Origin of the sequence: Rhodococcus globerulus NBRC 14531 (assembly GCF_001894805.1) — a bacterium.
GTDB classification, from domain to species: domain Bacteria; phylum Actinomycetota; class Actinomycetes; order Mycobacteriales; family Mycobacteriaceae; genus Rhodococcus_F; species Rhodococcus_F globerula.
This window is the reverse complement of sequence record NZ_BCWX01000004.1, coordinates 266378-287903: the sequence shown is the minus strand read 5'-3', so window position 1 is coordinate 287903 and position 21526 is coordinate 266378. Positions and strand designations below refer to the sequence as shown.

The following is a 21526-nucleotide window of genomic DNA, read 5'->3' as shown; positions in this document are numbered from 1 at the left end:
GTCGCCGGGGAGAGCATCTAATTCGCAGCGGTCGTAGCGTTGCGGGCGGCGAGTTGCGCAAAGGCTCGGGTCAGTTCTGCTGGTCCGACGACATCGATGTCGGTGTCGAATCGGTTGAGAGATGCTGCGAGAGCCACCCAGGACCATGATCCGGCTTCGAGACTGCACCGGTCGGGGCCAAGATCTTCGACGATGCCGTCCCCGGCAAAGGGAAGAACGTAACTGGCCGGCCGATGGAGAATGACCTTGCCGTGGCAAGGCCACTTGTTGGTTTGTTCCGAGCCTTTGAAGCGCCCGGACACGTATTCGGTTACGTCGCCGCCGGGGATCTCCCTCGGCGTGAAACGGGGGCCGTTCGGGGTGCGCGGGGCGATTCGATCGGCGCGGAAGATTCGCCATTCGTCTCTCTCGAGATCCCACGCGACGAGGTACCAGCGACGATTGGAGGTCACGAGATGATGCGGCTCCACCCGGCGTGGGGGCGCTGGTTCGCCGTTATCGGTTGAACTGTCGGCCGGGCGGTCGCTCGCATAATCGAACCGGAGCACTTCGAGAGCGCGGATCGCTGTGGACATCGCAACGAGTACCTCCGGTGACACGGAGTCGGACGCCGTGTCACCGGGGCCGGCCGAAATCGTAGTGAAGGTGAGAGCGTCGAGCCGATGGCGCAGACGCGACGGCATCACTTGCCGCACGGTGGTCAGAGCACGAACTGCACCCTCTTCGATTCCGGCGCCGGTCATGGTCGCCGTCTGCAGGGCAACAGCCAACGCGATGACTTGATCGTCGTCGAACAGCAGGGGAGGCAGCTCACTGCCCGCATCGAGTCGGTATCCGCCGTCCGGGCCCATGGTTGCCGCAATGTTGTAGCCCATTTCCCGCAGCCGGTCGATGTCGCGGCGGACCGTGCGATGACTGACGTCGAGCCGCTCGGAGAGTAGGGCGCCTGGCCAGTCACGCCTGGTCTGCAACAGGGACAGCAGATTCAAGAGCCGGGACGTGGTCGCCATCTCACGAGATTAGTTCGAGTCTAGGACAAAAACCGTCCTAGACGCCTGTGAGAGTGGCAGTCGTCAAGAAGAAAGCCGGACAGCGTTCTTACTAGGAGCAGGCATGAGCATCAAGACAACGACCCACCTCAACTTTCGCGGCGACGCCCGAGCAGCCCTGGAGTTCTACCAGTCCGTCTTCGGTGGCCAGGTCACAATTGCAACCTACGGCGACTTCGGGATGCCTAAAGACGTGCCAGGCGCGCAGGGCGTCGTATTCGGCCGGATCGAGACAGAGGACGGCTTTCGCGTGATGGCGTACGACATCCCAGGACAGTCGGGCGGTTCGGCAGGCAATGCCGGTTCGACGCACCGCGAGAACGGCACCACGATCACCAACCAACCGTTCTTCGTCTCCGTTCGCGGGGAGACCCTCGAAGAGGTGCAGAATTACTGGGCGAAGCTCTCGGCCGGCGCATCCATCGTCGAGGGCCTCGCCGCGGCAGCGTGGAGCCCCGGTTTCGGCATGCTCACCGATGCGTTCGGGGTGACCTGGATCCTCGACGTCTCCGCCGCGGAAAGCCCGGCGTAGTCACTCCTCGTGCTTCAGAGTGGGATCGGAGGGAGTGGTTCGATGTCGTAAGTGCGCGGTCCGAACAAGCTCAAAGCTCGATCGCGGATGGACGGAAGTGCTTCTGAGAGACTGTCGCCGAGTCGGTGGAGAGAGTTGAGTGAGCGTGATTCCCAGACTGGGAACTCCCCGTCGGTGCCGCGCGATGTTGTATCCCACAGCAGAGCGTCGCCGTTCTCGCTCAATCCGAATACGTGCAGCGAGGCGGGGAGCGACCAATCGCCGTCGGGTTCGACCATCCAATCGAACTCCTCGCTGTGACCCTCTCGGTAGGCGGAATGGAGGTTCGCGGTGAGATACCCTGCGCGCCCTTGCCAGCCATCGGCAAATCCGGGATGCACGGGCGGGTAGATGAGCCAGAGTCCGAAGGACCGCGCCCAACCTGCATGCCGGATAAATGCACGATATGAAGCGGGGAAGCCGTCCCCATCCGGGAATCGAAAGGAATCCAAAACGGCGAAATCAATGTGTTCGAGCGTTGGTTGGCCGTCCACCGTCAATCCATGTGTGAGCACGTCCTCGACACTAACAATCCCGTCGCGATTCGAGGCTTCCCCTGTGGTCTCGTCGTCGGTAACTTTCTGAAGAAGAGGAATCAAATGGATCTGGACTGTTCATCTTCGGTTGCTGAAATCTGAATAACCTGCCGAACGCTGTATTCGCCGGTGGCTTCGGTGTAAATGTGGCTGGTGGTCGACATGCCGTTCGGAATCCGTGCTCGTAAGACGGCTTCGGCCCCCACCTCGGTGTGAGACAGGGGCAGAAGTGAAATCCGAATCAGCCAGTGACGCCGGTCAATTCGTTCGGGGTGTGATCGAGTGTGGTTTCGGTCAGGATGCTGCCGTCTTCGAGGTCGACGGCGATCAGCTTCTTCGACGCGGGGTCGGTGACATAGGCGGTGTGGTCCAGTGTGAACAGGGTGGGCCTGGGCTCCTGCCATTCAGTGGGTTCGGTCCACTCGCCGATGACGGCAATCTTCTTGGTCACTGCGCCGGTGTTCGGGTCGATGACGTGGATAGCGCCGTCGGTCCCGAGAACAAGGGCCTCGCCGTGCGGTCCGCGACCGAGTGATCGGAAGGTGTAGCTGGTGCCGAGATCAACGAGCTTCAGTTCCGACGTGGTGGTATTGGTGAGCGAGATTCGTTGTGGTCGTTCGAGTTCGGCGTCAGGATCGGTCTTGTAGTCACCGAGCACGATGTCCGACTCTTCGGAACCGGCCTGGTTGCCGATGCGGCCGTACGCATCGGGGCTCTGGACCTTGGTGATCGCGCCGTTCTTGTACACGAGCAGGCCGTCCTGGCAGCCCAGCACGATCGTCTCGTCTGCTGCAACGGCTTCACCGTGGACGCCGGGGCACTGCTCGTTGCGCATGACCTCCGCGCGGTTGGTATCGAGCACTGCAATTCCGTTGCGGGACTCGGAGTTTCCGATGGTGGTCAACAGCCCTCCGTCGGCGAGTGCGACAGCCACCCCGTGATGGGGTTCCGGGGTTGTGTAGGTCTCGACGCGTGGCTGACGCTTGGCCAATTGGACGGGATCGAAGATTTCGACCAGGCCCGAGCCGTCATTGAAGAGGACAGTTTTTCCGGCATGTCGTACAACGTGTCCGGGCTCGTTGGCTGCGAACTCGACGTCCGACATCGCGGGATCGGCTGTGTAGTAATGGGAATGGTCACCATGTGCCGACGACCACGTGCCGGTGTCGAGCACCTTGAACGCTTCGCCGGCGGAGATCATGACATGCCGACCGTCGCCGGCCGGGTTGAGTCGCGTGAAGCCCTCGATCGCGGTTTCGCCGACGACATCGAGGGAGGTTGCGTCCAGTACCAGGACGCCGCCGTCGTAGGAGATTGCGAGACGTGGTGTTGCCGAAGCTTGTTCATTCGGTGCTGACGACGCGGCGGTGGTTGTTGCCTCCGCCGCGTCCGTGGTGTCGGAGGAACATCCTGTGACAAGGGCAAGTGAGAGGCCCACTGATGTGGCCAGAGTGAGGCGCCGCGATACGCGGGTAGTGAGGTGCATGGGTATAGATCTACTGCTTAATGTAAATGATTGTCAAAGTCGTACATGCGAATATTCGCATGTCAGGGCAGTCTTCAGGAGTAGTCGGAGCGCTCGAGGATGCGTGAGGCGATCACTCCCACCACGAGTCCCCAGAATGCACCGCCAATATTGAACAGTTCGACGTCGGAGATCGTCACGAGGAATGCGATCAACGCACCGAAGGTGAATCGCGACCCGAATGCGGTGACGAAAGCTCCTTGCAATGCCTTCAGCATTGCCAATCCGCCAAGTGTCACGATGAACGCAGCGGGCGTGCCCAGCATCATCGACACGAAGGTCGGGGCAAAAAGGCCGAAGACAACCGCGAGTACCCCACAGAAGATGCCGGCGGTGTACTGCCGTGTTCGTTCCCCGGATGCTGACAGGAGAGCATTGGTTGGCCCGGTCAGGCAGGTTGACACGCATCCCACCGCCGCGTTCACGAGTGAGAACACGCCACACGCAATCGTTGCGCTGCCGATCGGCGGTTGATGTCCGGCCGCTCGCAGGACTGCGATCCCTTGGCCGTTCTGCACAACGACCACGGTGATCGCCAGCGGCACAACAAGTTCGATCATTGCCTGCCACGACCATGCCGGTGTGGACAGCACTGGGTGCGCAAACCATTCGTGATCGCCGCCGGTAGGTGCGAACCGTCCGGTCGCGAGAACGACCACCACCCCGACAATCAAGGCACCGAGAACGGGAGGGATATACCTTCCCAGTTTCGCGAAGGCGCTGAGTGCAACAAAGGTGACGATCATCGGCAGTGCAATGGCGGCGTCGTGGGCGGGCGCCTCTACCAGGTCGGTACCGAAGTGAAGGAAAACGCCTGCCACCATTGCCATGACGATGGGCATGGGGAGTGCATTCATGATCGGTGTGATCCACCCCGTCAATCCCAGCAGCAAGATCAGAACGCCCGTTGCAAAGAATGCTCCGATCGCCTGCTCCCACGGAAGATGATGCAGGGACGCGCCGACGACGACGGTTCCGGGAATCGTCCAGAAAAACGCCAGTGGTTGCCGGTACAGCCAGGACGCGGTGATCGTCAAGATTCCGTTGACGAAGAAGGCGCCGAAAATCCAAGAGGCCAATTGTGATTGGCTCAGCCCGCCGGCCAAGCCGGCAGCAAGGATGACCGCTACTGGGCCGGTGGCAGAGAAGACAATCCCGATAACTGCGTTTGCGCCGTATGTTCCGCCGAAGTCTCGCAAAACGCGCCGAGGACTGTAGAGAGGTTGGGGTAGCGGCTCGGTGATGACACGAGTGGGTGCAATTGTCGAGGTATTCGACATGTTTCAGGTCTCCTGGTGTGGATCGCCAAGTTCGCGTTCACGAAAGAGCGCCGCAAGTTCGCTACGAGAGCGCAGTCCGAGCTTTGCGTACGCACGAGTGAGGTGATACTGGATTGTCTTGACAGAGAGAAACAATTCGCCCGCAGCTTCCTTGTTGGACTTGCCGGCAGCGACAAGATCCGCAACGGCTCGCTCTTGTGGGGTCAGATCGGTGATTCCCTTGTCCATACGTGAAAGGTTCAACCCGCCGGCGCGCAGCTCACGCTCACAACGCTCGACGTATGTCGCTGCGCCCAGCGCGTAGTAGAGCTCGCGTGCGTCCCTCAGTACGACGTCTGCCTCTGCGCGTTTGCCGGCTCTCCGGAGAGTTTGGCCGTAGGCAAAATTGATTCGGGCACGGTCGTAGGGGAGTGGCAGGTCCTCGAGGCTGAGAAGCGCGTCGTCGAAACAGTTTCTGGCGGCGCCGAGTTCGCTTCGGGCTCCATGGATTCTGCCACGAACATATCCAAGACGTGCTGTGGCAGAACGGTGCCCGCGAATGCGTGCGGTCTTCTCGTGTGGTTGGAGGAAGGTATCGGCGTCGTCGACCCGACCGACCATCACGAGAGCATTCGCATAGAGATCGACCCACGGCCAGAACCCGGGTTCGTCGAGCCACTGTTGTGACGTGCTCGAGGTCAGGGGCGTCAGCGCTGCCAGTACATCGGCGTAGTCGGCCGCAGCTTCGGAGAATTGTGCCCGGGCGAGAAGCGAAGGCACGTACATGATTTCGTAGGAATGTGCACCAACATGCGCGCGGCGCACGTGATTGCGGGCCAGGTCCCAGTTTCCGCGAAGCGCGTGAATTTGTGCCCCGGACCAATGCACCAACGGTCGGACGATGTCGATTTCGAAACGATCGACTTGCGCGGCGGCACTGTCGATCGTCGACAATGCGTCGTCCCACGCCCCCAAGGCGAACTGTGTGCGGGCAAGCCAGGCCTGCGCCCACAGCGAGATACGCGCCGAGCCGCTGGAAAATTTAGTGGACACTGCGCTTTCGAGATCGCGACGGGCCGCCTCGGGATGATCCACTGCCAGCTCGAGCCAACCGCGGCCCATCTGGAATCGCTGAGCTTGAGCGCCGGGCCGGATGCGGTCCGACAGTTCTTCGTAGGCCGCGAGCGCCTGTTCGGTGTGTCCGGTGGCACCCAGTCCGAGGCCCTTTATCGCTTCGGACTCCACTGCGGCAGGATCTGACGGACCGACCAATTCGACTGCGCGGTCGACCCACTGGACCAAAGCGGCGCCGTCGAGTCTGGCCAGAGAATGCAGGACCATTCGCTGGGCGATCATTGCCGCGACTGCGGGATCGAGATCCGCAGGGCAACTGCTCCAAGCGCGAGTCAGTAGGTCAGCAGCTTCGGTTGGGCGTCCCCGGTGAATCGCGAGGTATCCGAGGACGGCGTCGCGCAGCGGTCCGCGCGTAATACTCTCGATTTCGGGAACGAAGTCCATGGCGTGTGGAATGTCGCCAGCACCGGTCAGCGCGTCAATTCCCCTCAGTAGTCGAGTTTCGTGGTCGCTTCTGCTGGTGGTGAGACGGCTGGCGGTGACCATTGCGTCGGCCACCTCGGACCACGCGCCGTCGGCTGCCCGGAGTTCAGCGTAGGTCACCAGTTCTGAGGCCAGTGCTTCGTCGTGCGTCGTAGCGGCGGCAGCCAGATGGAACAACCGCTCGCCGTCTCCCCAGGCGATCTCGGCTGCGCGACAATGCAGTTGGTGCAGTCGGGTAGGTCCTAAGGTGGCGCTCACGGCAGCCGCAACCATCTTTCCTCGAACGGATACTTCGGTGCTGCCGCGCTGCTCGTGCACGGTGAGAAGACCGCAGCCAAAGGCGTTGTCCAGCGCGCTGACGATGTCGTCGACTTCGGCTAGTTGAGCGAGGTGCGACAACGTCGTGCTGCGCCCGAGGATCGCGGCGGCTTCGACCAAAGTGCGTGCACCCTCGGAGCACAGCGCAAGTGTGCCTGCGATCGACGCTGCGCGATAGCGGGGAACAGGCAAGGTGCGGTGCCACTGAGTCCAATACGTCGGCGGCAATTCGTCGAGTAGCGAGACGACGTCGAGTGTGTTGCCCGCTGTGAACTCCTGAAGTTGGAGCGCGACGCCGGAACTGAGATCAATTCCGTTGCGAACCCGGGCGATGTCGATGACTGCAGCGGCGTCGAGGGCGCTGATGTGCAGTCGCTGCGACCAGTGAAGTTCGAGAATGCGCCGGACCTCGGCGTTGATGTGCGGTGAATCCTCGACGACGAGCACAACCAAGAGTTGCGCGCCCCGACCTCGATGGAGCGCTGAAGTAATCGCCTGAAGTGAGCCGACATCGCTGTGGTGGGCGTCGTCGACGACAACCATGGTCAACTGGTCAGTGCTGTCGAGAATCTCTTGGGCAATGACGACGGGATCGTGGACCGACACCGGATGGTCGAGTAGTTGTGTGACGACCCCGAACGGCGTCTGAGACTCCCACTCCAATCCGCGAGCGGATCGAAGAGTGTGCTGCGCCGATATTTCGGAGAACCGGCTGACCAGAGTGGACTTGCCACTGCCCGCATCGCCCTCTACGAGAACGAGGGACGGAGTGCCTGCCTTCGCCGCAGCCAATGCCTGGCCGAGAACGCTCAGTTCGCGTTCTCGGCCCACCAGCACGTCCCGAAGTGTCACCTGACTACCGTAACGCCGGGCTCACCGCGAGATTCGTTTTCCGATCGGACCTCTGCGGCAGGAGTTGCGGCAGTATCGAGATCTGGGGCCTGCTTAGGTACGAAGAAGGTCACGATGGAGCCAAGCACGGCGATACCGGCAAACACGTAGAACGCGGACTCGGAACTGATACCGGCACTGATCAAGCTTCCACCGATCAGCGGGCCGAAGATGCCGCCGAGACGGCCGAAGCCTGCGCACCACGCGACGCCGGCCGCTCGGGCCGCCGTCGAATAGTAGTTGGAGACAAATCCGTAGATGAGCACCTGAGTTCCGATTGTGCCGACCCCGGCGATCGCAACAGATGCGAGAAGGACGGGTAGCGGGAAGCCGAACGTGAACAGCAGGAGTGCTAATGCGGCCAAACCGAAAGTGGTTGCGACAACCCGCTGGGGCCCGGTGATGTCGGCGATCCGCGACGCCAGTAGTCCGCCGATGATCGCGCCGCCGTTGAGGACCAGCAGGAACGAGAGTGAACCCTTGGCGTTGTATCCGGCGTTCTCCATGATTTTGGGCAGCCAGGTGTTCAGTCCGTAGGTCAGAAGAAGACCGGCAAAACTCATGAGGCCCAGTAGTGCTGTGCCCCAAACATATTGCTTGCTGGCCAAGGCTCGGAAGCCGACTCGCTCTGCGGGCGAATCGGCGGGGCTAGTGGCGATAACGGGCAGGGGAATTCCGGTTTTCGAGGAAATTGCCCGAGCTTCGTCACTCCGACCGCGGGCGACGAGCCACGCGGGAGATTCGGGAAGTTTGAACCACGCAAGCGGAAACAGAATGATCAACGGAAGTGCGCCGATGAGAAAGAGTCCCCGCCATCCAATGGAATCACGAAGAATGATTGCCAGGATCGACGCCATGACGCCGCCGGCCGGGACGCCGCTGTACACGATGGCGTTGAACAGATTTCGACGCCCTGGCGGGGCGAACTCGGCGATCATTGCTCCGGCAGTGGCAACCAGTCCGCCGACGCCGATGCCGGTGAAGAATCGCAGGAGCCCGAAGGTGGTGATGCTGGTCGCAAACGCCGCCAGCGCCATGCCGACCGAGAACCAGACGATGTTGATCAGCATCATCTTTCGGCGTCCGAAGTAGTCACCGATTGCGCCGCACGTCAACGCACCCACCATGACTCCGACAAGGGCGTACGAGCCCAATGCTCCAGCTTGAGAGGCAGAAAGCACTCCGATGTGGCCGGGATCGTCCATCAGGACGGGCAGAATCGTGCCGTATACGACGAGGTCGTATCCGTCGAACAAGATGGCGATGGCTGCGATGGTGACTACCCACAGCACTGAAGAGCGATGGCGGGCGCTGGCCCAGGAACCGCGTTCGATCGAGGACATGACAAATCTCCGTTCGAGAGATCAGGAATTGGGGTGACTCGCTCAGCCGAGGTCGCCGCCGGCAACGGGAAGGACCGTTCCGGTGACGTACGACGCCTCATCGGAGGCAAGGAAGGTTATGGCGGCAGTTTGTTCGTCGAGGGTGCCGTAACGCTTGAGTAGTGACGAGTCGACGGTCTGGTCGACGATCTGTTGGTACCAGAGTTTCTCTTCGTCGGTCTGTGCACCGGGGCCGCGGGCCACGACGCGAGGTGGCGCTTCCGTTCCACCGGGAGCTGTTGCCACGACTCGTATTCCGTACTGCGCGACTTCCATCGCCAGTGCCGCGGTGATGGCGCTGACTCCGCCCTTGGCCGCAGCGTATGGAACACGGTTGACGCCCCGGGTAGCGACTGAGGAGACGTTGACGATGGTTCCGCTCGCCCGTTCGATCAAGTGGGGTAGCAATGCCCGGCACGTCCACAGGGTGGGGAACAACGAACGCGTGACTTCGGCATGGATCTGCTCCGGGGTGTAATGCTCGTATGGTTTTGCCCAGATTGTGCCGCCGACATTGTTGACCAGTACGTCGACGTGTCCGAAGTGTCTCAGCGCGGAATCTATTGCGTGCTGGGCACCTTCGAAGGTCTCGAGATCTGCGGTCACCGAATGGGAACGATCCAACGGTGCCGCAATCTCGTGGACCAGCTCTGCTCGGTCCACGAGAACAACGGAACCGCCTTCGGCGGAGATTCTTTCGGCTACGCTGCGCCCGATCCCCTGGGCCGCTCCGGTGACGACAACGACCCGATCGTCGAACCGGCCGGAGAAGTAACGTGCGTTCACGACGCCACACTGACCCGAGCGTCGGTGATGGCACGTCGCATCGTCGACTTCGCGTGTTTGCTGTGCTGAACGATCAGCTCACGGGCCGCGGCGCGATCATTCTGCTCGAATGCGCGCACAATGCGTGAGTGATCCTCTGCGACATGTTCGTCCACCCAGTCCGCGGTCCGGAGTACTCGGTTCATCAGCTGCGTGACCTCGAGACGTTGGTAGGCCTGCAGCAGTATGTCGTTGCCGGTGCAGCGGAAGAGGAAGTCGTGGAAGAGGGCGTTGGTTTCGGTGAATGCCGCTGCGTCCGTGAAGTGGTCGCGGTCGATGGAGGTTGCCGAGTTCTCCGCCAGAATGCGGTACTCCGTCAACTGTGCCGGAGTAAGGCGCCCGATCGTGAGTTCCAATGCGCCGAGTTCGAGCGCCATCCGGGCGTCGAACTGTGCGTCCGATTCCGCGACAGGCAGGTGTTCTTCACCGATCTCGTACGTGTCGGCTGCCGTTTCTTCGATCGAGCTTGCCGGTGAATCAGCCGGGGTCGCCGCACTGTTGAACTTCTCGAAGTAGAAGTTCGTGGGTGTGATCGACACGTTCTTGAAGTGCTGGCGAACGGCTTCGACCATCGGCGGCGGGCCGCACAGGTAGACGTCGACGTCTCCGCCGTCGAGATGACCCGGTTCGATCAAGCTCGTGACGTACCCCTTGTTCGGCGCTGCGCTGCCGGGATCGGATACGCAGTAGTCGAAGGTGAACTGCGGCAACGATGCTGCGTACGCACTCAGCTTCTCCAGTTCGACCAGATCGAGGTCTGAGTTCACACCGTAAATCAAGTGAACGGGTCGAGTCACACCGTCGGTCTGCATTTTCTCCAGGATCGAGAGCAGTGGCGCCAAACCGGTTCCCCCGGCGAGCAGGAGTGCGCGTCGCTGCCCGCTACGCAGGAAGAAACTGCCCATCGGGCCGGTCAATTCCAGTGTGTCACCGACCTGCGCTTGCAGACTGAGATAGTCGGACATCAGCCCTCCCGGCGTGATCTTGACCAGAAACGACGCCGACTCGACGTCGGGGCCGGTGCTGAACGAGTACGAGCGTGTTGCTTCGGTTCCCGGAACGAGGATGTTCACGTACTGACCGGGAAGGAAGACCAGTTCTGCGCGATTGTCGACCGCGACGGTGAAGCCGACAGTCGAATCCGAGTGGCGAACGATCTCGGTGATGGTGGACGTGTACGAACCGGCAGCAGTCTTGGCCACGGCGGAGGTGGTGGGGATCTGCAGTACGAGGTCGGATTCCGGCACCATCTGGCACGGCAGGCAGTATCCCTGCTCGGCCTCGTCGTCCGTGAGTGCCTCCTCGATGTAGTCGCCGGCGTCGAAAGTGCCTGACTCGCACAGCGACTTGCACGTGCCGCAGGCTCCGTCGCGGCAGTCGAGGGGGATGTTGATCCGGGCGCGGTAGGAGGCGTCGGCGACGGTTTCGTCGGTGTTGCATTCGACGAAGCGGGTGATGCCATCCTCGAAACTCAGTGCTATTTGAAAGGTCATGGGGAACAGCTCGATTCGATCGTAAACGTCAGAAGTGATAGATGTCGACAACATGATGGATGTAGTCGTTCTTGAGGACTACCTTCTTCTTCAGGATCAACGGCTGCTCGCCCGCGAAATCGATTGTGTAGTGCGAGGTGCCGAAGTAGGTGTCGACGGTGTTGTAGCGGAAGTACAGCGTGAACCAGTTGAAGCGCACGTCTACTACCGAATCGCGTGCCTCGAGGATTTCGACGTTGGTGATGTTGTGGCCGGTGCGCGGTTCGGGAAGGCTTGTCGCGCTGGAACGATCGGTGCGGATGCGAAATACGCGATCTTCGATGCCGCCCCGGTTGGGGTAGTAGATCAATGAGATTTCCGCCTGCGGATCGGTAGTCAGTTCACCGTCGTCGGCCCAGGCGGGCATCCAGTACTCGGAATCGGGGTGGTAGCACTCGATCCACTTCTCGAATTCACGATCGTCGAGATAGCGGGCTTCGCGGTAGAGGAACTGCCGCACGGATTCGAGTGTGACGGCATTGGCGGTTGCTAGTGTCATGGTGATCGAGATCCTCAGTTGGTCCGGGCAGAAGCGGCTTGTTCGGCATCGACCGCGGCGATCATGGCGTCGCGCCAGTAGCCGTGCTGAATCGGGTACAGGCCTTCGTCCTCGGTCTTGGATCCGCTGGAGAGAACGCGGTCCATGCCTAGATCCTTGGCAACGTCATTGGGTCCGGAAATTTGGTGTGTCACACCACGGCTCAGATCATTCCACGGCGCACCGGCGGCCTGATAGGTCTTCTGGCAAGACCGGAACTCTTCGAGGTCGTCCGGGGTGGCCATGCCGCTTGCATTGAAGAAGTCCTCGTACTGACGGATGCGGTTGCTTCGGGCTGCGGCACTTTCGCCCTTGGGCGCGATGCAGTAGATCGTGACTTCGGTCTGGTCAACAGAGATCGGGCGGAAGTGCCGGATCTGACTGCTGAACTGATCCATGAGGTAGACGTTCGGATAGAGGCAGAGGTTCCTTGACGCACCGACCATGAATTCGGCCTTCTTGGAACCGAACTGAGCCTCCAGCTCCGCTTTACGCTCGAACAGTGGGCGGTCTTCGGGATTGCCCCACCACATCCACAGAAGGAGGTGTCCGTAGTCGTAGGAGAAGTATCCGCCGCCCTGCTTACCCCAGGTACCGGCGTCCATCGCCTTGGTTTCGTTGGCCGATTCTCCGGCGGTGCGGCGGGCTGTGGTGGCGGCGTAGTTCCAGTGCGTCGAGGACACGTGGTAGCCGTCAGCGCCGTTCTCGGTCTGCAACTTCCAGTTGCCGTCGTACGTGTAGGTGGAGGCGCCGCGCAGCACTTCGAGTCCGTCGGGTGACTGGTCGACGATCATGTCGATCACCTTCGTGGTGTCACCGAGATGTTCTTCGAGGGGCAGGACGTCCGGATTGAGGCTGCCGAAGAGGAACCCTCGATAATTTTCGAATCGTGCGACCTTGGTCAGGTCGTGTGAGCCGTCCTTGTTGAACTGTTCCGGGTAGCCGCCGGTCCGAGCATCCTTGGCCTTGAGGAGCTTTCCACTGTTGTTGAACGTCCATCCGTGGAACGGGCAGGTGAAGGTGGTTCGGTTATCTGTCTTGCGGCGGCAGAGCATCGCACCGCGGTGGCTGCAGGCATTGATCAGTGCGCCGAGTTCGCCATCCTTGTTTCGGGTGATGACGATGGGCTGACGGCCCATGTAGGTGGTGAAGTAGTCGCCAACTTGGGGATCTGACTCTCGTGCGCGAGGTAGATCCAATTGCCCTCGAAAATGTGGGTCATCTCGAGGTCGAACAGCTGCTCGTCCGTGAAGACGCTGCGCCGTACCTGGTAGCGGCCGGTCTCCGGGTCCTCGACGAGAGCGTCGTCGAGGGCAGCGCGCATTTTCGCGTATTTGTCCGTGCTCTGAGCAGCGTCCAACATATCTGTCATGGGGTCCTCCAGCTCGACTAGGCGACCAGCTGCGATTACCGAGGGCTGTCGGTATCTGCTTGGGGCCTGCTTTCCGGACGGGGCTGCGTCCGGTACTGGATTCACCTTGACATTCTGTGTTGCAGGTCACACTAGGCATATGCCTAGTCCTGACCCAGGGCATGGTGTTCGTGAACGTGGTCCTGCCGTCAGGGCGGACTCGGCACCGCGAGTCCGCCCTGACGGTGGCGGGAGTTACCGGTTCTTGAAGAACGAGACGTCGTCGTTGCCGATAAGGTCCGGAACCGTCCAGCCGTCGAGGTCGTATTCACTCAGGCACTGTTCCGCCAGGCCTTTCATGGAACTGGCGTGCCCACGATTCTGCGCGGCGAAGAGGAGTTCCGCCTTGACGTTCTCGTGGTTACCCGAGTAATTCCGCTCGTACAGCTCGTGCCGGCCGCCGAACTCGGTACCGATCGAATCCCACAGAGCCTTCATGACTTTGACGCGGTCGACGGCGGTGATCCCGTCGGAACCGCGAACGTACTTGTCGAGGTAGGGGCGCACGTCCGGGCTCTTGAAATCGAGTGAACTCGACGGCAGGTAGATCAGGCCCGACGCGACGTCCTGTTCGATGATCTCCTTGATCCGGGGGTATCCCTGGATCATGAACATCCGATAGGTGAGGCCGTACTCGAGCTTCGGTATCACCGAATCCCCGACCCACTGTTCGGGATCGCGTGCCATCGATTCGGTCAACGACCAGAAGAGGTTTCGCCACCCGATCACTTCACCGACACGGGTTTGGACTCCGCGGAAGCCGCCGGCGCCGGTGGCTTCGAGCGCCTTCATCAACAGGCCGGCGATGAAGTCGAGCTTGACAGCCAGGCGTGTACAGCCCTGAAAGGTGAAGCGCGGCAGGAACCCCGACTGAGGGAAGAATGCGTTGATCCGGTCGACGTCGCCGTACATGAAGACGTTCTCCCACGGCACCAGCACCTTGTCGAAGACGAAGATGGTGTCGTTCTCATCCATGCGGCTCGACAGCGGGTAGTCGAACGGACTGCCCATCACCGCGGCATGTTCGGTGTACGAGGTGCGGCAGATCAGTTTCACGCCCGGCGCGTCCATCGGTACCGTGCAGATCAGGGCGAACTGCTTCTTCTTGATCGGCAGACCGTAGTGAGCAATGAAGTTGTAGTTGGTGATCGCCGACCCGGTGGCAACAACCTTGGCGCCGCTGACGATCAAACCGGCGTCGGTTTCCTTCTCCACCTTCATGAAGACGTCGCCGACCTCGTCCGGTGGAAGTTGGCGATCCACAGGGGGATTGATGATCGCGTGGTTCCAGTACAGAACCTTCTCCTGCGATTCGCGGTACCAGCGCTCGGCGTTGTCCTGGAACGGTGCGTACAACTCCTTGTTGGCGTGGAGGGTTCCCAGGAAACTTGCCTTGTAGTCGGGGGAGCGGCCCATCCAGCCGTAGGTCATACGAGCCCACGTCGCGATGGCGTCGCGCTCTTTGAGCAGATCAGCCGACGACGTCGGGGTGCGGAAGAACGGCATGGTGACACCGCCGTTGCCCGTGTCGGTCGGAACAGTCAGGGCGTCCACGTGCTCGCCGGTGTGCAGAGCGTCGTACAGCCTTGCGGTCATACGGATCGGATTCCGGAAAGCGGGATGCGTCGTGACGTCCTTGACACGATCTCCGTGGAGCCAGATCTCGCGACCGTCCTGCAGGCTCGAGATGTACTCGTCGCCGGTCATCGGCCGGGTGGCGAAGTTCTTCGTGCGGTTGGCTTCGCAATCGGCGGCCGGATTGGCCTGTGGCGCTCCGGAATCTGCGGGGTCGACGCCGGTGGGAGGAATTTCGGTGGTCGTCATGGCAAAGCCTTTCAGATCGTTTGAGGTGCGGGCTGAAGATGAATTGGAGTGAAGGAAGTGGTGGCGTCGAACCACCCGCTGTGCGGGTCGTCCTGACTGCCGTTCCAGACGGTGGTCGACGAGGTAGCGCCTAGATCGTGAAAAGTGCTTCGGTAGAAGAGGAGTGGATCCTTGCCGCTGGACTGTGCGTCCACGATCTCGCCGATGAAGATGATGTGATCACCGCCGTCGTACTCCTTCCACGGGATGCACGAGATGGTTGCTGCGGCGCCGTCGAGCAGGGGAGCGGTCGGTCCGTCGATCCATCGCGGCTCGGTGCGCTGTGGCCGGCCCGCAAAATGCATGGCCGTGTCTACTTGGTCGGAGGCAAGGATGTTCACGGCAAACGGCGCGTTGCCGAGGTAGCCGCACGCCTTGGACTTTCGCGTCATCGTTATCTGGCACAGGCGTGGTTCCAGGGAGATTGCCGTGAATGCGGTGACCGTGGCCCCGTGTGGCTGACCGTCGGCGTTGGTGCAGGTGATGACGGTGACGCCGCTGGCGAATTGGCCGAAGATGCCTCGAAGCTGATTTTGTTCCATGACCGGACCTCCTTGTCGGATGGCTGGTGAGTGAGAGTGCCGCGAAGTGCGGGAGGCGGAAGTGGCAGACGACTCGCGCCGGGAGTGAAGACGAACGTACGGCGAGCGCGGCCTTCGGTCGATCCGTACAGCGCGGTGTCTATCCGGATTGCGCACCCGATCACGGCCGGTACCCGTTTTTCCTTGGAAGTGACCGGGGACACAGTGTTCAATGATGTTCAGCGCCCATGCTCGGCAATGTGGCTGGTCACGGGTTGGGAAGGTGAAGGACGATGGTCGATTCCATGATCGGTACAGCTCCGCGGGACTGGGACGAGGCATGTCATGCGGTGTCGGACGCCTACTTCCCGCACACGCTGACGCCGTTGTCACGGCACGCGGCCAGTGGAGTGGGGGTGTGCACCGCTGAGTTGGGTCCGCTGCGGATCGCTCATATTCGATGGGGCGCAGACGTCGCAGTCGAATCCGATCATCCCGGTGCCTACGGGGTGAACATCCCGCTCTCGGGCGAGCTCGAGTCGGTGTTCGCGGGCTCGCACGTGTTCTCGACGGAGGGTGTGGCGACGGTGTGTCCGCCCGACATCACCACAAGAATCACGCGGTGGAGCGCGGACTGCGAGATTGTCGGAGTCCGGATGGACCGCGAATATCTCGACCGCGAGATGGAGAAGGTACTCGGCCGTCCCGGAATGCGCCTACCCGATCAAGTGGATCTCCGCGGGGACGACGGAGCCAGGTGGCTGAAATTTGTTCGCTCACTGTCGGATCAGATACTCGGCCCGGTTGGAGTGCTGCACAACGAACTGGTGGCAGGCCAGCTCTCCGGCGCTGTGATCTCGGCGTTTGTCCTTGCCGCGATGCCCGAAAGTGAGGATGCGGTGCGACACGCCAGGCCGCGCATCGTCAAGCGCGTACTCGACGAGATGCACGACGACCCGGCCAGGGTGTGGACCGCAGCGGAGATGGCCGAGGTGGCGGGCGTCAGCGTACGGAGATTGCAGGAAGGATTTCGGCAGTACGTGGGCCGGAGCCCGTCGGAATGCCTGCTCGACATCCGTCTCGAGCGGGTCCACGCAGATCTGCGCGATGCCGACGATTCGACGACGGTCACCGATGTTGCTGTGAGATGGGGTTTTACGCACACCGGACGGTTTGCGTCGTCATTCCGGCGTAAGTACGGTCTGTTGCCTTCTGAAGTATTGAGAAGTTAGCTCCGGTATCCCATGTCTGCGCTGAGTTGATTTGCCTTCTCCACGAGGAAAGGTGCGACGTCGGTGCGGAAGGCTTCCGGGGTAGTTCGTCCCGCCGAGGTTGAACACGCTGTCACGCCGACGACGCTTCCGCCGGCATCGCGGACGGGGGCGGCGAGGGAGATCAAACCGTCTTCGAGTTCCTCGGAGGTGAGGGCGTAGCCCTGTTCGCGCACAACACGAAGCGCGGTGTGGAATGCGCCTTCGTCGGTGATCGTGGTGGGTGTGAGGGCGTCGAACGTGGAGTTTGCGATGACGTTGTCAATGATGTCGGTTGGCGCCCACGCGAGCAGGGCGCGGCCCATGGAGGTGGCATATGCAGGCACTCGGGTGCCGACGCTGACGTTGATGCTCATGATCCGGCGGACGGGTACACGGGCGGCGTAGACCACGTCGACGCCGTCGAGCACGCCCAGTGACGCCGACTCGTGAGTCTGTTCTGCGATCTCCAGCAGGCGGGGGAGTGCCGCCTCCGTCAGGGCGTGTGACGCCGAATAGTGCTGCCCGATGCTCAGAACGCGAGGGGTGAGCGACCACCGACTGTTGTTGCCGGTGACGTACCCGAGCTTTTGAAGGGTGAGGAGGATGCGCCGCACGGCAGGGCGGGAGAGCCCTGTTTCAGCGGCAAGATCGGCGAGCGACGGATTGGGATTCTTCTCGTCGAATGCCGTCAGTACCGCAAATCCACGCTCGATGCTCTGGATGTAATCGCGATCGTTCTCGGTCACGGGATAGCCCTTCAGCTGCGGTTATATCGACGTAGTACGCCCGAAGGTTGACAAAGGTCTGTGATTGGGCGCACAGTACAAGCGTACGCACAGCGTAACAGATGTACGCAGAGCGTACAACCAGACTTGGGAAGCCGACTCAGCCCAGCAGTACGGCGCCCACCCGGTAACAGCCATACACGGCCCCGAGGAGGACCACATGACCACTTCCGAGAGCCCCACCGCAGTAGGTTCGGGCACCGCCGCCACCGACAAGTTCCTCCAGGAACGAGTCAGTGCGGACACCCCGCCCGAGCGTGTCTCGGCCATCGCCAAGGACGTCCTCGAAGCACTTGCCGGCGTCATCGACAAGCATGGTGTCACCTACCCCGAGTATCGGGTTCTCAAGCAGTGGCTGATCGACATCGGCCAGTTCGGTGAATGGCCGCTGTGGCTGGACGTCTTCCTCGAGCACAACGTCGAAGAGGTTGCGTACCGCGGCCAGAGCGGTACGAAGGGCAGCATCGAGGGGCCGTACTACGTGGCCGACGCCAAGACATTGGCGGCTAAGTGCGAACTTCCCATGCGTGACAACGAGGTTGGATCGAAGCTGGTCTTCGAGGGGCAGGTCCGTGACCTCGACGGCAACGGGTTGGACGGGGCCACCGTCGAGCTGTGGCATGCGGACGACGAGGGCTACTACTCCCATTTCGCGCCGCACATCCCCGACGGGAACCTCCGCGGAACGATCGTGACCGACGGAGAGGGACGGTTCGAGATCACCACGATTCAGCCTGCGCCGTACCAGATTCCGACCGACGGACCCACCGGCTGGTTCATCGAGAAGGCCGGCTGGCACCCGTGGCGTCCGGCGCACCTGCACCTCATGGTGAAGGCTCCCGGCAAGCGCACGATCACCACTCAGCTCTACTTCTCCGGTGGTGAGTGGATCGAGAACGATGTCGCAACGGCCACGAAGCCGGAACTGATTCTCGATCCGAAGCCGGGTGCCGATGGAATCAACCGGGTCACATACGACTTCGTGCTCGACCCGGCCTGATCCACAACTGTTCGAAAGAAAGTGATTTGATGACAGACCTGTCGATCGTCTCCATCGAGACGACCATCCTCGACGTCCCGCTGGTTCGCCCCCACAAGTTCGCCACCACGTCGATGACGGCGCAGCCGTTGTTGCTGGTCGCGATCCGCACCTCCGACGGAGTGATCGGTTACGGCGAAGGTGTCGTTCCGGGCGGTCCGTGGTGGGGCGGCGAATCGGTGGAGACGATGCAGGTCATCATCGAGAAGTACATCGCGCCCGTAGTCGTCGGCAGGCGCGTCGATCAGATCACTGCGATCATGGCCGACATCGAGAAGGTTGTTGCCAATGCGCGATTCGCGAAGGCTGCCGTCGACGTGGCGTTGCACGATGCCTGGGCTCGCGGCCTGGGTGTGCCGGTGCACACGCTGCTCGGCGGGGCCTTCCGCGAAAGCGTCGACGTCACATGGGCACTGGGTGCGGCGCCGGCGGCAGAGATCATCGAGGAAGCCCACGAAAAGCTCGAAGCCCGACTCAATTTCAGCTTCAAACTCAAGATGGGCGCACTTGATCCTGCCGTCGATGTTGCGCGCATCGTCGAGATTGCACAGGCGCTCGACGGTCATGCCGGTGTCCGTGTCGACGTCAACGCGCGGTGGGATCGCTTCACCGCGCTGCGGTACCTGCCGCAACTCGCCGAGGGCGGCGTCGAGTTGATCGAACAGCCCACTCCGGCAGACCAAATCGAGGTTCTCGCAGAACTCAGTAGGCTGTTACCGATTCCGATCATGGCCGACGAGAGCGTGCAGACGCCGCACGACGCTCTGGAAATCGCACGTCGCAGCGCTGCCGACGTCATCGCGCTCAAGACCACCAAGTGCGGTGGGTTGCAGCGTAGCCGCGAGGTCGTCGCGATTGCCAAGGCTGCGGGTATCGCGTGCCACGGTGCGACGTCCATCGAAGGGCCGATCGGTACAGCGGCTTCGTTGCACTTCGCCTGCGCCGAGCCCGGAATCAACTTCGGAACAGAGCTTTTCGGACCGTTGCTCTTCAGTGAGGAATTGCTCCAGGAACCCCTGAAGTATTCCGAAGGTCAGTTGCACCTTCCCTCCGGGCCTGGCCTGGGAGTCGAACTGAACATGGACGCCGTCAAAACCTGGACCAGGAACTAGAGGACAAGAAGAACATGGCACTGTTTCACGTACGGATGAACGTCGACATTCCACGCGATCTGGACCCGGTGGTGCGCGCGGAGACCGTAGCCACGGAGAAGGCCTACTCGCAAGACCTTCAGCGCCAGGGCAAGTGGGTGCATTTGTGGCGAATCGTGGGTCAGTTCAGCAACATCAGTATCTTCGACGTCGAGTCGGCTGACGAACTGCACGAGATTCTCTGGAATCTCCCCTTGTTCCCGTACATGAGCATCGAAGTCATGCCGTTGACGCAACACGGATCCTCGATCAAGTAGCCGGTCATGCTGCGAGTTCTGTCTGGACTCGACGTGAGGTCGAGTCCAGACAGCGTGTGCTAGAAGTTGATAACGCCGCGGAGGTTCCGGCCGGAATGCATGTCGGCAAAGCCGTCGTTGATCTGATCGAGGGAGTAGCGGTTGGTGATCAACCCGTCGAGGTTGAGCTTTCCGCTCGTGTAGAGATCGATCATCCACGGGATGTCGGCAGTCGGGTTGGAGGCGCCGAAGAGCGATCCCTGAATTCTCTTCTGGTACAGCGTGAGTTCCATCAGGCTCACCGGAATTCCGATGTCCGTCATCTTGCCCAGTCCGGTGACCACGCAGGTACCGGCCTTGCGAATCGACGAGAAAGCCTGTGCCACATGGTCTCCAGTGGTCACGCCGACCGTGACGATCGCGGAGTCGGCGCCCTGGCCGTTGGTGAAGGACCGAGCGATATCGGTTGCTTCTTCCATCGTGGACACTGCGTGTGTGGCACCGAATTTCAGGGAGCTCGTGCGCTTGAATTCGACGGGGTCCACCGCAATGATGTGCGCGGCGCCGGCGTGCGCGGCGCCTTGAACTGCATTGATTCCGATGCCGCCGACGCCCATGACGATCACGGTCTGGCCCGGGTACACCTGGGCGGAGTTGACGGCTGCACCCCAACCGGTGCCGACGCCGCAGCCCAGCAGGCACAGCGTCTCGAGCGGAAGGTGCTTGTCCACCTTGACTGCGGAGAGTGTGCTGACCGTGGTGTATTCGCTGAAGGTGGAGAGGCCGCAGGTCTGTGAAACCGGTTCGCCGTCCAACGACATGCGGTAGCTTTCGGCGTCGCCGGGACGACCACCCGTCATGATGGCTGCGCCGTTGTCGCACAGGTTCTGAATTCCGCTTGCACACCAACGGCATCGGCCACAGGCGGCAAGGAAGGAGAAGATGACGTGGTCGCCCTCTGTCCATCCCTCGGTGTTCGGGCCGACCTCCACCACAACGCCTGCACCTTCGTGGCCACCGCAGATGGGGTAGCGGCCCACTGCGTGATCGCCGCTGGCGATGTGGTCGTCGGAATGGCACAGGCCGGAGGCAACCATTTTGACGGTCAGTTCATTGGTGCGAGGTGAATCGAGTTCGAGGTCGACGACCTCGTACTTGCCGGGCGCTTGACGGATGACGGCTCCGCGAGTTCTCAAGGGTGCTCCTGAGTTAGACGTTCGATTCATTGACGAGTGTTATGTACCGCGCAAGTGGTGCGCGGTACGTGACGTGTCTCGTTGATCG

General features: G+C 61.5%; 18 protein-coding genes and 1 pseudogene. 5 read left to right on the top strand and 14 right to left on the bottom strand.

Annotated elements, in window-relative coordinates; translation table 11 throughout:
* Positions 1-17: 17 nt before the first annotated feature.
* On the bottom strand, positions 18-1010 hold the full coding sequence (locus RG2_RS21955) for a helix-turn-helix transcriptional regulator (protein ID WP_033233593.1): 993 nt from the start codon (positions 1008-1010) through the stop codon (positions 18-20).
* A 103-nt stretch (positions 1011-1113) separates the two neighbouring features.
* Between RG2_RS21955 and RG2_RS21950 the strand changes: the two genes are divergently transcribed.
* Positions 1114-1581 carry a VOC family protein gene (locus RG2_RS21950; RefSeq protein ID WP_033233592.1) on the top strand — a complete coding sequence of 156 codons (468 nt, stop codon included), beginning with the start codon at positions 1114-1116 and terminating at the stop codon, positions 1579-1581.
* A gap of 14 nt (positions 1582-1595) precedes the next feature.
* Here the strand turns inward: RG2_RS21950 and RG2_RS21945 are convergent, their stop codons facing one another.
* From RG2_RS21945 to RG2_RS21895, 11 genes and pseudogenes are all read right to left on the bottom strand, one after another.
* Entirely contained in the window at positions 1596-2135 is a 540-nt protein-coding gene (locus tag RG2_RS21945) for a hypothetical protein (RefSeq protein WP_033233855.1), read from the bottom strand.
* A 262-nt stretch (positions 2136-2397) separates the two neighbouring features.
* Positions 2398-3642: a zinc metallochaperone AztD gene (gene aztD / locus RG2_RS21940; protein ID WP_033233591.1), complete on the bottom strand. Its 1245-nt coding sequence runs from the start codon at positions 3640-3642 to the stop codon at positions 2398-2400.
* 74 nt (positions 3643-3716) lie between these two features.
* Entirely contained in the window at positions 3717-4961 is a 1245-nt protein-coding gene (locus tag RG2_RS21935) for a benzoate/H(+) symporter BenE family transporter (protein ID WP_033233590.1), read from the bottom strand.
* Positions 4962-4964: 3 nt separating this feature from the next.
* Positions 4965-7667: a LuxR C-terminal-related transcriptional regulator gene (locus RG2_RS21930; protein WP_033233589.1), complete on the bottom strand. Its 2703-nt coding sequence runs from the start codon at positions 7665-7667 to the stop codon at positions 4965-4967.
* On the bottom strand, positions 7664-9049 hold the full coding sequence (locus tag RG2_RS21925) for an MFS transporter (protein WP_033233588.1): 1386 nt from the start codon (positions 9047-9049) through the stop codon (positions 7664-7666). The genes RG2_RS21930 and RG2_RS21925 overlap by 4 nt, the downstream gene beginning before the upstream one ends.
* 42 nt (positions 9050-9091) lie before the next feature.
* On the bottom strand, positions 9092-9874 hold the full coding sequence (locus RG2_RS21920) for a 1,6-dihydroxycyclohexa-2,4-diene-1-carboxylate dehydrogenase (protein WP_033233587.1): 783 nt from the start codon (positions 9872-9874) through the stop codon (positions 9092-9094).
* Entirely contained in the window at positions 9871-11406 is a 1536-nt protein-coding gene (gene benC / locus RG2_RS21915) for a benzoate 1,2-dioxygenase electron transfer component BenC (protein WP_033233586.1), read from the bottom strand. The genes RG2_RS21920 and benC overlap by 4 nt, the downstream gene beginning before the upstream one ends.
* Positions 11407-11434: 28 nt before the next feature.
* On the bottom strand, positions 11435-11944 hold the full coding sequence (benB, locus tag RG2_RS21910) for a benzoate 1,2-dioxygenase small subunit (protein ID WP_033233585.1): 510 nt from the start codon (positions 11942-11944) through the stop codon (positions 11435-11437).
* 14 nt (positions 11945-11958) lie between these two features.
* Positions 11959-13355: pseudogene (gene benA, locus RG2_RS21905) on the bottom strand (benzoate 1,2-dioxygenase large subunit).
* Positions 13356-13589: 234 nt separating this feature from the next.
* Entirely contained in the window at positions 13590-15218 is a 1629-nt protein-coding gene (locus RG2_RS21900; RefSeq protein ID WP_033233584.1) for a 4-hydroxyphenylacetate 3-hydroxylase family protein, read from the bottom strand.
* Positions 15219-15229: 11 nt separating this feature from the next.
* The gene (locus tag RG2_RS21895) at positions 15230-15799 is read right to left on the bottom strand and encodes a flavin reductase family protein (RefSeq protein WP_033233583.1); all 570 of its coding nucleotides are present in this window, start codon (positions 15797-15799) and stop codon (positions 15230-15232) included.
* A 272-nt stretch (positions 15800-16071) separates the two neighbouring features.
* On the opposite strand from RG2_RS21895, the gene RG2_RS21890 reads away from it, so the two are divergent.
* Positions 16072-17010, top strand: a complete 939-nt coding sequence (locus RG2_RS21890) for an AraC family transcriptional regulator (RefSeq protein ID WP_033233582.1) — start codon at positions 16072-16074, stop codon at positions 17008-17010.
* Here the strand turns inward: RG2_RS21890 and RG2_RS21885 are convergent.
* Entirely contained in the window at positions 17007-17777 is a 771-nt protein-coding gene (locus RG2_RS21885; protein ID WP_033233581.1) for an IclR family transcriptional regulator, read from the bottom strand. The two genes, RG2_RS21890 and RG2_RS21885, sit on opposite strands and share 4 nt — an antisense overlap.
* Positions 17778-17976: 199 nt before the next feature.
* On the opposite strand from RG2_RS21885, the gene catA reads away from it, so the two are divergent.
* Genes catA through catC form a run of 3 tightly spaced genes read left to right on the top strand, consistent with a single transcriptional unit; the run spans position 17977 to position 20263 of the window.
* A complete protein-coding gene (catA, locus tag RG2_RS21880; RefSeq protein WP_033233580.1) occupies positions 17977-18816 on the top strand; it encodes a catechol 1,2-dioxygenase in 840 nt (279 codons plus the stop codon).
* Between the two features lie 29 nt (positions 18817-18845).
* Positions 18846-19967, top strand: coding sequence for a muconate/chloromuconate family cycloisomerase (locus RG2_RS21875; protein WP_033233579.1), 1122 nt, complete (start codon positions 18846-18848; stop codon positions 19965-19967).
* 14 nt (positions 19968-19981) lie between these two features.
* The gene (catC, locus tag RG2_RS21870; protein ID WP_033233578.1) at positions 19982-20263 is read left to right on the top strand and encodes a muconolactone Delta-isomerase; all 282 of its coding nucleotides are present in this window, start codon (positions 19982-19984) and stop codon (positions 20261-20263) included.
* Between the two features lie 59 nt (positions 20264-20322).
* On the opposite strand, the gene RG2_RS21865 is transcribed toward catC, so the two are convergent.
* On the bottom strand, positions 20323-21438 hold the full coding sequence (locus RG2_RS21865) for an NDMA-dependent alcohol dehydrogenase (RefSeq protein WP_033233577.1): 1116 nt from the start codon (positions 21436-21438) through the stop codon (positions 20323-20325).
* Positions 21439-21526: the final 88 nt, after the last annotated feature.

Excerpts from the sequence above, each read along its gene's own strand:
- benC (WP_033233586.1), bottom strand. The coding sequence starts at position 11,406 with ATGACCTTTCAAATAGCACTGAGTTTCGAGGATGGCATCACCCGCTTC.
- RG2_RS21950 (WP_033233592.1), top strand. The coding sequence starts at position 1,114 with ATGAGCATCAAGACAACGACCCACCTCAACTTTCGCGGCGACGCCCGA.
- RG2_RS21895 (WP_033233583.1), bottom strand. The coding sequence starts at position 15,799 with ATGGAACAAAATCAGCTTCGAGGCATCTTCGGCCAATTCGCCAGCGGC.
- RG2_RS21955 (WP_033233593.1), bottom strand. The coding sequence starts at position 1,010 with ATGGCGACCACGTCCCGGCTCTTGAATCTGCTGTCCCTGTTGCAGACC.
- benB (WP_033233585.1), bottom strand. The coding sequence starts at position 11,944 with ATGACACTAGCAACCGCCAATGCCGTCACACTCGAATCCGTGCGGCAG.
- RG2_RS21935 (WP_033233590.1), bottom strand. The coding sequence starts at position 4,961 with ATGTCGAATACCTCGACAATTGCACCCACTCGTGTCATCACCGAGCCG.
- RG2_RS21890 (WP_033233582.1), top strand. The coding sequence starts at position 16,072 with ATGGTCGATTCCATGATCGGTACAGCTCCGCGGGACTGGGACGAGGCA.
- aztD (WP_033233591.1), bottom strand. The coding sequence starts at position 3,642 with ATGCACCTCACTACCCGCGTATCGCGGCGCCTCACTCTGGCCACATCA.
- RG2_RS21925 (WP_033233588.1), bottom strand. The coding sequence starts at position 9,049 with ATGTCCTCGATCGAACGCGGTTCCTGGGCCAGCGCCCGCCATCGCTCT.
- catA (WP_033233580.1), top strand. The coding sequence starts at position 17,977 with ATGACCACTTCCGAGAGCCCCACCGCAGTAGGTTCGGGCACCGCCGCC.
- RG2_RS21900 (WP_033233584.1), bottom strand. The coding sequence starts at position 15,218 with ATGACGACCACCGAAATTCCTCCCACCGGCGTCGACCCCGCAGATTCC.
- catC (WP_033233578.1), top strand. The coding sequence starts at position 19,982 with ATGGCACTGTTTCACGTACGGATGAACGTCGACATTCCACGCGATCTG.
- RG2_RS21875 (WP_033233579.1), top strand. The coding sequence starts at position 18,846 with ATGACAGACCTGTCGATCGTCTCCATCGAGACGACCATCCTCGACGTC.